This window comes from Nocardiopsis sp. NPDC058631 (genome assembly GCF_042716955.1).
Lineage (GTDB): Bacteria > Actinomycetota > Actinomycetes > Streptosporangiales > Streptosporangiaceae > Nocardiopsis.
This window is the reverse complement of the sequence record NZ_JBHXQY010000023.1, coordinates 1-14194: the sequence shown is the minus strand read 5'-3', so window position 1 is coordinate 14194 and position 14194 is coordinate 1. Positions and strand designations below refer to the sequence as shown.

The 14194-nt window shown below is 73.0% G+C and carries 11 protein-coding genes; 6 read left to right on the top strand and 5 right to left on the bottom strand.

Annotated elements, in window-relative coordinates; genetic code table 11:
• The first annotated feature begins 124 nt into the window (after positions 1 to 124).
• Positions 125 to 388, top strand: a complete 264-nt coding sequence (locus ACFWTE_RS10500) for a GlsB/YeaQ/YmgE family stress response membrane protein (protein ID WP_378779058.1) — start codon at positions 125 to 127, stop codon at positions 386 to 388.
• A 53-nt stretch (positions 389 to 441) separates the two neighbouring features.
• Here ACFWTE_RS10500 and ACFWTE_RS10495 read toward each other — a convergent pair whose 3' ends face one another.
• From ACFWTE_RS10495 to ACFWTE_RS10475, 5 genes are all read right to left on the bottom strand, one after another.
• Positions 442 to 1350 (bottom strand): Gfo/Idh/MocA family protein, encoded by a 909-nt coding sequence (locus tag ACFWTE_RS10495; protein WP_378779057.1) that lies wholly within the window; start codon positions 1348 to 1350, stop codon positions 442 to 444.
• A 91-nt stretch (positions 1351 to 1441) separates the two neighbouring features.
• On the bottom strand, positions 1442 to 2578 hold the full coding sequence (gene galK, locus ACFWTE_RS10490) for a galactokinase (RefSeq protein WP_378779056.1): 1137 nt from the start codon (positions 2576 to 2578) through the stop codon (positions 1442 to 1444).
• Between the two features lie 38 nt (positions 2579 to 2616).
• Complete coding sequence (gene galE, locus ACFWTE_RS10485) at positions 2617 to 3576, bottom strand: UDP-glucose 4-epimerase GalE (protein ID WP_378779055.1); 960 nt, start codon at positions 3574 to 3576, stop codon at positions 2617 to 2619.
• The gene (galT, locus tag ACFWTE_RS10480; RefSeq protein ID WP_378779054.1) at positions 3573 to 4751 is read right to left on the bottom strand and encodes a galactose-1-phosphate uridylyltransferase; all 1179 of its coding nucleotides are present in this window, start codon (positions 4749 to 4751) and stop codon (positions 3573 to 3575) included. The genes galE and galT overlap by 4 nt, the downstream gene beginning before the upstream one ends.
• Positions 4748 to 5542 carry a DeoR/GlpR family DNA-binding transcription regulator gene (locus ACFWTE_RS10475; protein ID WP_378779053.1) on the bottom strand — a complete coding sequence of 265 codons (795 nt, stop codon included), beginning with the start codon at positions 5540 to 5542 and terminating at the stop codon, positions 4748 to 4750. Before ACFWTE_RS10475 ends, galT begins: the two co-directional genes overlap by 4 nt.
• A gap of 194 nt (positions 5543 to 5736) precedes the next feature.
• On the opposite strand from ACFWTE_RS10475, the gene ACFWTE_RS10470 reads away from it, so the two are divergent.
• From ACFWTE_RS10470 to ACFWTE_RS10450, 5 genes are read left to right on the top strand one after another with little or no spacing between them, the layout of a single operon-like run.
• Positions 5737 to 7035, top strand: coding sequence for an ABC transporter substrate-binding protein (locus tag ACFWTE_RS10470; protein WP_378779052.1), 1299 nt, complete (start codon positions 5737 to 5739; stop codon positions 7033 to 7035).
• 22 nt (positions 7036 to 7057) lie between these two features.
• Positions 7058 to 8053 (top strand): carbohydrate ABC transporter permease, encoded by a 996-nt coding sequence (locus tag ACFWTE_RS10465; RefSeq protein ID WP_378779051.1) that lies wholly within the window; start codon positions 7058 to 7060, stop codon positions 8051 to 8053.
• Positions 8050 to 8976 carry a carbohydrate ABC transporter permease gene (locus tag ACFWTE_RS10460; RefSeq protein WP_378779050.1) on the top strand — a complete coding sequence of 309 codons (927 nt, stop codon included), beginning with the start codon at positions 8050 to 8052 and terminating at the stop codon, positions 8974 to 8976. The genes ACFWTE_RS10465 and ACFWTE_RS10460 overlap by 4 nt, the downstream gene beginning before the upstream one ends.
• Entirely contained in the window at positions 8973 to 11129 is a 2157-nt protein-coding gene (locus ACFWTE_RS10455; RefSeq protein WP_378779049.1) for an alpha-galactosidase, read from the top strand. Before ACFWTE_RS10460 ends, ACFWTE_RS10455 begins: the two co-directional genes overlap by 4 nt.
• A gap of 1 nt (position 11130) precedes the next feature.
• Positions 11131 to 14085: a glycoside hydrolase family 2 TIM barrel-domain containing protein gene (locus ACFWTE_RS10450; protein ID WP_378779048.1), complete on the top strand. Its 2955-nt coding sequence runs from the start codon at positions 11131 to 11133 to the stop codon at positions 14083 to 14085.
• Positions 14086 to 14194: the final 109 nt, after the last annotated feature.

The following is a 14194-nucleotide window of genomic DNA, read 5'->3' as shown; positions in this document are numbered from 1 at the left end:
CCGGCGCTGCCGTGCAGAACCAAGGGGCAAAAATGCGGCAAAAGAGTCGTTCAGGGGATGGGATGGCCGCGTTTTCCCTGATCAGCGGCGGGAACAGGGGAGGGCACCTACTTGGGAGGAACCTGTGGAGATCACCGGAATCATCAGTGCGATCGTCATCGGCCTCATCATCGGAGCGCTGGGCCGCCTCATCGTTCCCGGAAAGCAGCACCTGCCGATCTGGCTCACCCTGCTCCTGGGCATCGTCGCGGCCTTCCTCGGTGGCTGGATCGGGGCGATGATCTGGCCGCAGTTCCTTTTCATCCTGGTCATCCAGGTCCTGCTCGCCGCCGGAATCGTCTACCTGGCGGACGGTATGTACTCCAAGAACACGCGGGGGAGGGCCTAGGCCCCCGCCCCGGCCGGTCGGGCCGACCGGGGCGGGGCCGGGCCACCGGGTTCCTACCCGGTGGCCACGTCCACGGCCCGGCCGAGGGACACGGACCTCTCGGCGGCCTCCAGAACCGCGACCACGTCCCGGCCGAAGCGCACGTCACACGGTTCGTCGGTGGCCCCGCCGACCTGGGCCGACAGGCGGTCGATCGCCACCCCGAACGCCTCCACCGCCGTCCGGTCGCCGCCCGGCACAGGGACCCAGCCCCGTTCGCCGTGCAGGACGATCTCGAAGGCCTTCGCCTCCGGTGCGGCGTCGAGGGTGACCGCGAACGAGCCGACGGCCCCGCCCTCGTGCTGGGTGAGCAGGTGCGTGGTGTGCCGGGGACCGGACATGGCCGTCACCCGCGTGACCGGTCCGAGCACCGGCAGCACCACCGAGAGCACGTGCGGGCCCACGTCCCACAGACCGCCGCGCTCCCTGCGCCAGGGTGAGGCGCCGTACGGGTTGCCCGGTTGGAAGATCGACGCGAACAACGTCGCCCGGACGCCGTGCCACCCGCCCTCGGCAGCGGCCGAACGCACGAAGTCCTCGACGGTGTCGGAGAAGCGGTTGGTGAAGAACACCACCGACGCCAACCCCCGCGCGGTGACCTCGGCGGCGAGTTCGCCGGCCGCCGCGGCCGACAGCGCCACCGGCTTGTCGAGCAGCAGGTGCTTCCCGGCCCGTGCCGCACGCAGAGCCAGGTCGGCCTGCACATCGGGCGGCAGGGCGATCGCCACGGCGTCCACGTCCGCCAGCAGCGCGTCGACGTCGTCGTACGCGCGGGTGCCGTAGCGGTCGGCGAGCGCCGCGGCCTTGGCCGGGTCGCGGCCCCACACCCCCGCGAGGGTGGCGTCGGGGTGCGCGTCCAGTGCGGCGCCGTGCGTCTCCGCCGCCCAGTAGCCCGTGCCCAGCAGTCCGAACCTGAGGCCCATGCAGTTCTCCCTTGTTCTCGGTCAGCCGCCATTGTCCATGGAAGCGCTCCCGGCCCCGTCGACCGGACCCCCTCCCACGGGACGGACGGACTCAGACCACGCGGCGGGCCCCGGCGGAGGGGACGGCCTCGAACACCGCCGGTTCGGCGAAACCCCGCTCCCGGTAGGCCTCCCGCACCGTCTTCACGCAGGTCCGCGCCGCGTCGGCCGCGACGAGGGCGATCACGCACCCGCCGAACCCCCCGCCGGTGATCCGCGCGCCCAGCGCGCCGGCGGCCAGGGCGGCGTCCACGGCGGTGTCCACCTCGGGCACGGTGACCTCGTAGTCGTCGCGAAGGGAGGCGTGGGAGGCGGTCAGCAGTGGGCCGACCGCGTGCACGTCACCCGAGCGGAGCAGCGCGACGGCGTCGAGCACCCGCGCGTTCTCGGTCACCACGTGGCGCACCCGGCGGCGGGACACCTCGTCGGGCAGGGCGGCCAGGGCCCCCGGCAGGTCGGTGACGTCGCGCAGGGCCGCCACCCCCAGGGAGCGGGCGGCCTCCCGGCAGGCCCGGTGGCGGTCGGCGTAGTGGCCCTCCACCAGCCGGTGCGGCGCGCGGGTGTCGACCACCAGCAGGGAGAGCCCGTGCGCGCCGGGGGCGAAGGGCACGTGCTCGGTGCCCATGGTGCGGGTGTCCATGAACAGGGCGTGGCCCTCGGTGGACAGCATGGACGCGGACTGGTCCAGGATTCCGCAGGGCATCCCCACGAAGTCGTTCTCCACCCGCTGGGCCAGCCGGATCACCCGGTCGGGGGCGAGTTCCGCGCCGTGCAGGGAGGCCGCCGCCATGACCACCGCGCACGTGAGCGCGGCCGACGAGGACAGCCCCGCACCGGTCGGGACGGTGCTGTCCACCAGCAGGTCCAGACCGTCCACGGCGTACCCCTCGTCCCTCAGGACCCACAGCGCTCCGGCGGGGTAGGCGGCCCACCCCTCGACCGCGCCCGGGACCAGGTCGGACAGCGGGGCGCCGAACTCCCCGGCGGCCTGCCGGGACCGGAACCGCACGGTGCCGCCGGAGCGCCGGGCCGCGGCGGCGGTCAGCGCGAGGGGGAGGGCGAAGGGGAGGACGAACCCGTCGTTGTAGTCGGTGTGCTCCCCGATGAGGTTGATGCGGCCGGGCGCGGTCCACACCCCTTCCGGGCCGTGGCCGAACGCCGCGCGGAACGCGGACGACACGTCGCTCATGTGGTGGTGTCCTCTCGTCTGTCGGAGGCCCTGCGGGGTTACGTGCGGGGGAGGGAGCGGGCGAACCCCCACGCGTCGGCGACGGTCTCGTCGAGCGTGCGGGTCGGCGTCCACCCCAGCTCGCTTCGGGCGCGCCCGTTGGCGGCGACCAGGACCGCAGGGTCGCCGGGGCGGCGGGGGGAGTCCACCGCCGGGACGGGGCGGCCGGTGACCCTGCGGACGGAGTCGAGGACCTCGCGCACGGTGTGCCCGCCTCCCGTGCCCAGGTTGACGGCGCGGAACGTCCCCGGCACCACGCGCTCCAGGGCACGCAGGTGCGCGTCGGCCAGGTCGGCGACGTGCAGGTAGTCGCGCACCGCCGTCCCGTCGCGGGTCGGGTAGTCGGTGCCGTACACGTCGGCGCGCTCCTTCTCCCCGGCGGCCACGCGGAGCAGGTTCGGCACCAGGTGCGTCTCGGGGTCGTGCCGTTCGCCCAGGCCCAGGTGGGCCCCGGCCACGTTGAAGTAGCGGAGGCTCACCGCGCCCAGCCCGTACGCGCGGGCCCAGGACTCCAGCATGTGGTCCACGGCGAGCTTGCTCGCCCCGTACGGGTTGGTGGGCACGGCCGGATCGGTCTCCTCGATCGGCGCGTGGGAGGCGGGCTCGCCGTAGGTGGCGGCGCTGGAGGAGAACACCATCCGGCGGACGCCGTGGCGTCGGACCGCGTCCAGGAGGGCGAGGGAACCGGCCACGTTGGTGCGCCAGTAGACCTCGGGGGAGTCGACGGACTCGCCGACCAGCGACTTCCCGGCGAAGTGCAGCACGGCCTCCACCGACGGGTCCAGCACGTCGGCGGCGTCGGCCAGGTCGGCGACCACCAGCCGGGCGCCCTCGGGCACGGCGTCGCGGTGCCCGGTGGACAGGTCGTCCAGCACCGTCACCCCGTGTCCGGCCCGGAGGAGCAGTGCGGTCACCACACTGCCGATGTATCCGGCTCCGCCGGTGACGAGCAGTTTCACCGTGCTACCTCCCTGAGGCGCTGGGCGATGGTCTCTGGTGCGACGTCGTTGATGAACACGCCCATGCCGGACTCGGTTCCGGCGAGGTACTTGAGCTTGCCCGGCGCGCGCCGGACGGAGAACAGCTCCAGGCGCAGACGGGCCAGACCGCGCCGGGGGTCCCGCACGGGGGCCTGGTGCCAGGCCGAGATGTAGGGCAGGGGCGTGTCGTACAGGGAGTCCAGGCGGCGCAGGACGTCGAGGTACAGGAGCCCGAAGTCGTCACGTTCGGCACCGGTGAGGGCCGGCAGGTCGGGCACCGCCCGGTGCGGGTACAGGTGCACCTCCACGGGCCAGCGGGCGGCGGCCGGGACGAACGCCGTCCAGTGCTCGGTCCGCGCGACGATCCGGCTCCCCGCCTCCTGCTCGGCCCGCAGGACGTCGGCGAACAGGTCGCCGCCGGTGCGCGTCCGGTACTCCTCGGCGGAGTCGAGGGTGCGCAGGGTGCGGGGGGTGACGAAGGGGAAGCCGTAGATCTGGCCGTGCGGGTGGTGCAGGGTCACCCCGATCTCCGGCCCCCTGTTCTCGAAGCAGTACACCTGCTCCACGCCGGGCAGCGCTGACAGGGCGCGGGTCCGGTCGACCCAGGCCTCCATCACGGTGCGTGCGCGCCGGGGGGTGAGGTCGGCGAACGACGCGTGGTGGTCGGACCCGAACACGAGGACCTCGCAGCGGCCCGCGCCCACCCGGCGGGACGGCTCCAGTTCGCCGACCTCCTCCAGCTCCCGGCCGTCGTCGGCGACGAGGGAGGGGAAGCGGTTCTCGAACGCGACCACGTCGTAGGAGGACGCCGGGATCTCGGTGGTCCGTCCGCCGGACGAGGGGCACAGGGGGCACTCGTCGCTGGATGGCAGGTGGGTGCGGCCCTGCCGGTGGGACGCGACGAGCACCCATTCGCGCAGCAGCGGGTCCAGGCGCATCTCGGACCCGGTGGCGGACGGGGGCAGGTCGCGCGGGTCGGGCGCGGGCTCGCGGACGGCGCCGCCCTCGTCGAAGTAGACGATCTCCCGGCCGTCGGCCAGTTTCGCGGAGGTCCTGCGTACCGGGTGCGGGGGCTCCGTGCGGCCGGCGCCCGGCTGTCCGGTGGGCCCTTCGCGGTGGTGCTCCGACGGGCCGTCCCGCGAAACGCTCCTCATCCCCGCTCCTCTCGCGGCCGGACATCGGTGACCACGAGGCGGCCCACCTGTTCGGTGAGGGCGGCGCGTGCCGCGTCGGGGAGCCCGGAGTCGGTGACGAGCACGTCGCAGCGGTCCAGCGGCGCGATGGTGCTGATCCCGACGGTGCCCCACTTGCTGTGGTCTGCGGCCACGACGAGGCTGGCGGCGGCGTCCACCAGGGCGCGGTTGGTCTCGGACTCCATGAGGTTCGGCGTGGTGAACCCGGCGCGCTCCTGCATGCCGTGCACGCCCAGGACCAGCGTGTCCAGGTTGAGTCCGCGGATGGAGGCGAGCGCGAGCGGTCCGACGAGAGCGTCGGAGGGGGTCCGGAAGCCGCCGGTGAGGGCGACGGTCTGGTCGTGCCGGGAGGTGCGGTGGAACACCTCGGCCACGTGCAGGGAGTTGGTCACCACGGTCAGACCCGGGGTGTGGGCCAGGTACTCGGCGACGAGGGCCGTCGTGGTGCCCGCCGACAGGCCGACGGCGCTGTGCGGTTCGACCAGGTCGGCGACGGCGCGGGCGATCGCGTGCTTCTCGTCCTCCTGGCGGGTGGACTTGGCCTCGAAGCCCGGCTCCTCGGTGCGGGCGCCCTCCGGTGCGACGGCGCCGCCGTGCACCTTGCGCAGGGAGCCGCGGTGTTCGAGGGCGTCGAGGTCGCGCCGGACGGTCATGTCCGACACCGCGAGGCTCTCGACGAGATCGGCGACCCGGACGCCCCCGGTCCGCCTGACCTGTTCGAGGATCAGCTCCTGCCGTTGCGCGGCCAGCATCCATCCCCCAAGCGATGATTGAAAATGTTGGAACTTGTTTGTTCCAGTCTTGCAGGTTCCACGTTGGTGTCAATAGGGCCGATCGAACGCGGTTCTCTGTTCAGAAACGTTGATAAGTGTTGACAAGTGGGGATGGCATCCCGAACATATGGAGGAATGTGATCGTCTTCACACCTCGTTCGGAGGAGCCCTCGATGCACCACAGACCTCCGGGGCCACCGGGCCTGCGGCGCCGCGCCCTGCTGGGCGGACTGGCCGGGGCCGGGGCGCTTCTGGCCCTGCCCGGCCTCGCCGGGTGCGGCACCCCGAGCCGCGACGACCCGACCATGGTCACGATGGCCTCGAACCGTGCCAACCCCGCCCAGCGCGAGGCGGTCGAGGAGAGCCTCGGGCTGTACGAGGCCGCCTCCGGCCGCACCGTCGAGGTCAACACCTTCGACTCCACCTCCTTCCAGGAGAGCATCAACAACTACCTCCAGGGCACCCCCGACGACGTCATCGGATGGTTCGCGGGATACCGGATGCGCTTCTTCGCCGAACGGGGCCTGATCAGCGACGTCTCCGACGTCTGGGCCCGCCACTTCGAGGACGCCTTCACCGACCAGGTGAGGAGCCTGTGCACCGCCTCCGACGGCAGGCAGTACATGGTCCCCGACTCCACCGCGCCCTGGGCGGTCTTCCACCGCAGGAGCGTGTTCGAGCGCCACGGCTACGAGGTCCCCGCCACCCGGGAGGAGTTCGTCGGGCTGTGCGAGCGCATGCGCGCCGACGGGCTCGAACCCCTGGCCTCCGGCATCCGTGAGGGCTGGCCGGCGATGGGCATGTTCGACCACCTCAACCTGCGCCTCAACGGACCCGAGTTCCACCTGGAACTGCTCAACGGCGACCACTCCTGGGACTCGTCCGAGGTCAGGAGCGTCTTCGGGGCCTGGGCCGAACTCCTGCCCCACCACCAGCCCGACCCCCTGGGGCGGGGGATCAACGAGGCCCAGACGGCCCTGGTCCGGGGCGAGGCCGGGATGATGCTGTGCGGCATGTTCATCACCCACGTCTTCCCCGAGGGTGAGGACCTGGACGACCTGGACTGCTTCGCCTTCCCCGAGTTCGACCCCGAGATCGGCGCCGACGTGGTCGAGGCCCCCATCGACGGGTTCATGGTCTCCGGGAACCCGCGCAACGCGGAGGGGGCCCGCGAACTCCTCGGCCACCTGGGCTCCCTGGAGGCCCAGGAGATCTACACCGCGATCGACCCGCAGGCGCTCCCCACCCACCTGGACGCGGGTACCGGCGGGTTCAGCGCACTCGACGCGAAGGTCAACGACATGGTCGCGGGCGCCCGGGCACTCACCCAGTACATGGACCGGGACACCCGGCCCGACTTCGCGTCCGTCGTCATGATCCCCGCCCTCCAGCGCTTCCTGCGCCAACCCGACGACATCGCCGACCTGACCGACACGATCCAGCGCCAGAAGCTGTCGATCTTCGGCCGGTGAACCAGAAGTGAAGGAGACAGGCATGGCGTCGAACGCCCCCCCACCGCCCCCTGCCGTCCGGTCCGACGGCCCCGCGGCCCCGCCCCCCGGTCCGACGCGGCGAACCGGCCGCGCCCGGCGCCCGGGAACGGGCCCCCGCCACGGGCGCGGCGACCGCGCCACCCTCGCCCTGATGCTGGGTGTGCCCGCCCTGCTCGTGATCGGACTGGTGTGGCTGCCCGCGGCGGCCACGGTCCTGCTGTCGTTCACCCGGTGGGACGGCATCGGGGGCCTGGAGACCATCGAGTGGATCGGCGTCCAGAACTACACGGACGCGTTCACCATCTACCCGCCCTTCGAACCGGCGCTGCGCAACAACCTCGTGTGGCTGGTGGCCCTGTTCACGGTCCCCACGCTGCTCGGGATGTTCCTGGCGGTGCTGCTCGACCGGGAGATGCGCGGCGGGTCGGTGTACCAGAGCATCTTCTACCTGCCGGTGGTGCTCTCGCTCGCCCTCGTCGGGTTCGTCTGGCAGCTCATCTACTCCCGCGACCAGGGCCTGCTCAACGCGTTCCTCGCCCTGGTCACCGACGCGCCCGCCGTCGACTGGTTCGGCAACCCCGACATCAACCTGTACGCGGTGCTGGTCGCGGCCGGATGGCGGCACACCGGCTACATCATGCTGCTCTACCTGGCCGGGCTCAAGGCCGTCGACCCGTCCCTGCGCGAGGCCGCCGCCATCGACGGCGCCGGTCCGGTGCGCACCTTCACCCAGGTCGTGTTCCCGGCCCTGCTGCCCATCAACCTGGTCGTGGTCGTCGTGACCGTCATCGACGCGCTGCGCGCCTTCGACATCGTGTGGATCATCAACCGCGGCCGGAACGGCCTGGAGCTGATATCCGCGCTGGTGACCTCCAACGTCATCGGTGAGGCCAGCAGGGTCGGCTTCGGCTCCGCGCTGGCCGTGATCATGCTGGTGATCTCACTGGTGTTCATCGTCGTCTACGTGTCCACCATGCTGAGAGGGGCCCACAGGTGACCGCCACGACCCTCCCCGAACCCCGGGACCGGGAGGCCCGGCGCACCGCGCCCGGACGCCCCGCCCGCCGACGGTTCCGCCCGGCACGGGCGCTGCTGCACGTGTTCCTCGTCGTGACGGCGCTGGCCTGGCTCTTCCCGGTGCTGTGGGCGGTGGTGAACTCGTTCCGCGACTACGACTACACCGCCCTGCACGGCTACCTGTCCCTGGGCGGGTTCACCCTCGACAACTACGCCAACGCCTGGACGCAGGGCGAACTGCCGGGGTACTTCCTGAACTCCCTCGTCATCACCGTCCCCGCGGTGCTGCTCACCCTGTTCCTGTCGTCGTGCGCGGCGTTCGTGCTCTCCAGCTACTCGCGCCGCTTCAACCTGGTGATGCTCGCGGTGTTCCTCGCCGCGAACCTCCTCCCCCCGCAGGCCCTCCTCGTCCCGCTGTTCCGCCTCTACAACGCCATCCCCCTGCCCTACTGGATCAGCGAGTCCGGGTCGCTCTACGACAGCCACCTCGGGGTCGTCCTCATCCACACCGCGTTCCAGATCGGCTTCTGCACGTTCGTCCTGAGCAACTTCATGAAGGCGATGCCCACGTCGCTGCTGGAGGCCGCCAAAGTGGACGGGGCGACCGTCTTCCAGCAGTACTGGAAGGTGGTGCTCCCGCTGTGCCGCCCGAGCCTCGCCGCCCTGGCCACACTGCTGGTCACCTGGATCTACAACGACTTCTTCTGGGCGCTCGCGCTGCTGTCCAGCGGCGACAAGCTGCCCATCACCACCGCGCTCCAAAACCTCCAGAGCGCGTTCTTCGTCGACTACAACCTGCTGTCGGCCGGGTCGGTCATGGTCGCCCTGCCCACACTGGTCGTGTTCTTCGCGCTGCAACGCCACTTCGTGGCCGGACTGACTCTGGGAGCGAGCAAGGGATGACGTACCGCACCGTTCGCCTGAACGCGGCCGGGACCGCGCTGGTCCTCGGGATCCCCGACGAGGGGCTGCCCCACGTCCTGCACTGGGGCGCGGACCTGCCCGACGACACCGGGCTCGCCGCCGCCTCGGCACCGCCCGCCGCCCACAACGGGATCGACGTCCCCACCTGGGTGTCGCTGGTGCCCACCCAGGGGGAGGGGTGGCGCGGCCACCCCGGCATCGCCGGACACCACGAGGGCCGGGCGACCTTCCCCACCTGGACCGTCCGGTCCGTGGCCGTCGACCCCCCGGAGGGAACGGAACCGGCCGGCGGTGCCCCGGGCGGGACGGTCACCGTCCTCGCCGCGACCGGCGGGCTGGAACTGTGCTGCGAGCTGAGGCTGGAGGCCTCCGGTCTGGTCCGCGCCCGCAACACGGTCACCAACACCGACGACGACCCGTGGACCCTGGACACCCTCCGGGTCACCATGCCCCTGCCGCGCGAGGCCGCCGAGGTCCTCGACCTGACCGGGCGCTGGTGCCGCGAACGCGCGCCCCAGCGCCAGGACCTCTCCATGGGCACGCGCATGCGCGCCTCCCGCCGTGGCCGCACCGGGCACGACGCCCCGCTGCTGCTCACCGCCGGGTCCCCGGGGTTCGGGTTCGGGCACGGCGAGGTGTGGGGGGTGCACACCGCCTGGAGCGGCGACCACGTCCACCTCGCCGAACGCCTGCCCGAGGGCGCCGGGCACTCCGACGCGGTCATTGCGGGCGGCGAACTCCTGCACCCCGGCGAGGTCCGGCTGGCCAGGGGCGAGTCCTACTCCACGCCCTGGGTGTTCCTCTCCTGGTCGGACCGGGGGCTGGACGGGATGTCGTCACGCGTCCACCGCTGGCTGCGGGCCAGGCCCGGACACCCCTCCTCACCGCGCCCGGTCGTCCTCAACACGTGGGAGGCCGTCTACTTCGACCACGACCTCGACAAGCTCAAGCGGTTGGCCGACACGGCCGCCCGTATCGGCGCCGAGCGGTTCGTCCTGGACGACGGCTGGTTCCGGGGCCGCCGCGACGACACCGCCGGGCTCGGCGACTGGACCGTGGACACCGGGGTGTGGCCCGACGGCCTGCACCCCCTCTTCGACCACGTCCGCTCCCTGGGCATGGAGGTCGGCCTGTGGGTCGAGCCGGAGATGGCCAACCCCGACTCCGACCTGCTGCGCGCCCACCCCGAGTGGATCCTCGCGGCCGGGGGTCACCTGCCACCGCCGAGCCGCAACCAGCAGCTCCTCGACCTGTCCCGGCCCGAGGCCTTCCAGTACGTGTTCGAGCACCTGGACGCCCTGGTCGACGAGTACCGGCCCGACTACCTCAAGTGGGACCACAACCGCGACCTGCTCGAACCCGTGCACGCCCCCACCGGCGCGGCGGGCACGCACCGCCAGACCCTCGCCGTCTACGAGCTCCTCGACCGGCTGCGCGAACGCCATCCGGGCCTGGAGATCGAGTCGTGCTCCTCCGGCGGCGGCCGCGTCGACCTGGGCATCCTGGAACGCACCGACCGCGTGTGGGCCTCCGACTGCAACGACCCCCTGGAACGCCTGGCCATCCAGCGCTGGACCTCCCTGCTGCTCCCTCCCGAACTGGTCGGCAGCCACGTGGGCGGACCCGGGTCCCACACCACCGGCAGGGTCGCGGACCTGTCGTTTCGCTGCCTCGCCGCCCTCCTGTCCCACGCCGGCATCGAATGGGACGTCACGCGGTGCACCGAGGACGAACTCGCCGCACTGACGTCGTGGATCGCCCTCTACAAGGAGCTGCGCCCCCTCCTGCACTCGGGCGACCCGGTGCACGCCGACTCGCCCGACCCCTCCGAACAGCTCGACGGGGTGGTCTCCCCCGACGGCGGCGAGGCGGTCTTCCGCTACGCCCGGACGGCCACGTCCGCGCGCGCCCTCCCGGGGCGGGTGCGGCTCCCCGGGCTGCGCGAGGACCGTGTCTACAGGCTGGTGTGGCGCCCGGAGGCAGGGGAGCCCTCGACCCTGCAACACGCGCTCCCGGCATGGTTCGCCGAGGGGGAGGCCACCGTGTCCGGCGCGGTACTCACCCGCTCGGGGGTGCAGCTGCCCAACCTCAACCCGTCCCAAGCCCTGCTCCTGCACCTGACGGAGGTCTGACGTGCCCGCGACCCGCAAGCCCGCCCACCTGGAGGGTTTCGCGCCCTCCGCCGGTGCCCGCGCGCCCCGCGCCCGCTTCGGCAGCGACGCGCCCACCCTGGACCTCAACGGCACGTGGCGCTTCCGGCTGCTTCCCGGGGCCCCCGCCGGCACCGACGGTTTCGAGGCGCCGGACTACGACGACTCCGGTTGGGAGGCGCTGCCCGTACCCGCCCACTGGCAGCTGCACGGCCACGGGACCCCCGCCTACACGAACGTCGTCTACCCCTTCCCGGTCGACCCCCCGCACGTGCCGGACGAGAACCCGACCGGCGACCACCGGCGGGAGTTCGACCTGCCCGGGGACTGGCCGGAGGGGGCGGCCGTGCTGCGCTTCGACGGGGTGGACTCCTGTTTCCGGGCGTGGCTCAACGGCACAGAGCTGGGCTTCTCCACCGGGAGCCGCCTGGCAGCCGAGTTCGACGTCGGCCGCCTGCTGCGCCCCGGACGCAACACCCTGGCGGTCCGCGTGCACCAGTGGTCGGCCGCCAGCTACCTGGAGGACCAGGACATGTGGTGGCTGTCCGGGATCTTCCGCGACGTCACCCTGCTCGCCCTCCCGGAACAGGGCCTCGGCGACGTCACCGTGCACGCCGGCTACGACCACACCGACGGCACGGGCACCCTGCGCGTCGACGTCGCGGGATCGCCCGACGCCCTGGTCAGCGTCCCCGAGCTGGGCCTGGTGGACGCCGCGGCCGGTGTGGAACACGGGGTCGGCGCGGTGGAGCCGTGGTCGGCCGAGGTGCCCCGCCTCTACGACGCGGTGGTCGCCGCCCCGGGGGAGCGGGCCCCGCTGCGCGTCGGTTTCCGCACGGTGGAGGTCTCCGGCGGCCTGCTGCGCGTGAACGGGCGACCGCTGCTGCTGCGGGGGGTGAACCGCCACGAGTGGCACCCCGACCACGGCCGCGCCGTGCCCCGGGAGACCATGCGCGAGGACGTCCTGCTGATGAAACGGCACAACGTCAACGCCGTGCGCACCAGCCACTACCCTCCCCACCCCGACTTCCTCGACCTGTGCGACGAACTGGGCCTGTGGGTCGTGGACGAGTGCGACCTGGAGACCCACGGCTTCGAGCTGGTGGGATGGCGCGGCAATCCCTCCGACGACCCGCGCTGGCGGGACGCCTACCTGGACCGGATCGCCCGGACGGTGGGGCGGGACCGCAACCACCCCAGCGTCGTCCTGTGGTCCCTGGGCAACGAGTCGGGAACCGGTCGCAACCTGGAGGCCATGGCCGCCTGGGTGCGCGGACACGACCCCTCCCGACCGGTCCACTACGAGGGCGACCGGGACAGCTCCTACGTGGACGTGTACTCGCGCATGTACCCGCCGCACGACGAGGTGGACGCCATCGGCCGGAGGGAGGAGGAGGCGACCGGCGACCCCGGGGCCGACCCCCACCGGAGGGGGCTGCCGTTCATCCTGTGCGAGTACGCGCACGCCATGGGCGCCGGGCCGGGCGGGCTGGAGGAGTACCAGGAGCTGTTCGCACGGCACGAGCGCATCCAGGGAGGGTTCGTCTGGGAGTGGATCGACCACGGGATCCGCCGCCGCGAACCGGACGGCACCGAGTGGTTCGCCTACGGCGGCGACTTCGGCGAGGTGGTGCACGACGGAAACTTCGTCGCGGACGGACTCCTCCTCCCCGACCGCACCCCCAGCCCCGGGCTGCACGCCTACAAGAAGACCGTCGAGCCCGTGCGGGTCGTGCCCGACCCGGACGCCGGGGCGGTGGAGGTCACCAACACCTGGGACTTCCGGGACACGTCCGGACTGGTCTTCCGGTGGCGTGCGGAGGAGGAGGGCGTGCCGTTCGGGGAGGGCGAGCTGGCCGTGCCGGTGCTCGGCCCAGGCGCGGGCACCCGCGTGCCCCTCCCCGAGGCACCCGGGCCGCCGGGCGGCGGTGAGGCGTGGCTGACGGTGTCCGTCCACCTGGGCTCGGACCAGCCGTGGGCCCCGGCCGGGCACGAACTCGCCTGGGGCCAGGCGCGCCTCCACGCCGGGGAGCCCGCGCTCGCCGTGACCGAACGGGTGCCGGGCGCCGCCGTCCCGCCGCTGTCCGGTGGCGGCACGGGCACCGCCGACGACGGCAGCGCCCTGGTCCTCCTCGGGCCGGGGATCCTCGACGCCGGGACCGGCGCCCTGCGCTCCGTCGGCGGGCTGCCCGTGGAGTCCCCGGTGGTGGACCTGTGGCGCGCCCCCACCGACAACGACCAGGCACGCCACGGCGTGTCCGTGGAGGGCCCCTGGCGGGAGGCCGGGCTCGACCGGCTCACCGCACGCCGCCTCTCTGCGGGGTGGGACGGCGACGCCTACCTCGTCCGCGAGCGGCTGGCCCCCGCGGGCGGGGACTTCGGGATGCTCGTCGCCTACGGCTGGACCGCGGAGGCCGGACGCCTGGTCCTGACGGCGGAGGCCGAGGCCGAGGGGGAGTGGCCCTGCCCCCTGCCGCGCTTCGGTGTGCGCATGGCCGTGCCGTCCTTCCTGGGCGGGGTCGAGTGGTTCGGGCGCGGCCCCGGCGAGGCCTACCGCGACGTCGACCAGGCCGCGAGGGTCGGCCGGTTCACCAGCTCGGTGGACGGCCTCCAGACCCCCTACCTGCGGCCCCAGGAGAACGGCAACCGTGCGGACGTGAGGTGGGCCGTCCTACGGGCGGCGGACGGGTCGGGCCTGCGGATCGAGGGCGACCCGGTCTTCGGACTCTCGGTCCGCCGATGGGGGACGGCCGCCCTCGACGCGGCCCGGCACCCGCACGAGCTGGTGCCGGACGGGCGGATCCACCTGCACCTGGACCTGGAACACCACGGCATCGGCTCGGCGTCCTGCGGTCCGGGCGTGCTCCCCGCGCACCGGTTGGCCCCCGGGCGGCACCGGCTGCGGCTCGGGTTCTCCGAGGTGGCCCCGACCCCGTGAGGCGTGCGGCGGCGGGGGGGGCCCGCGGCCCCCCCCCCCCCGCGCCGGGGGCGCCCGACCCGCCGCTGGAGCCGCCAGGGGTGGTGGACAGGTCCCACGGGTTGCGGGT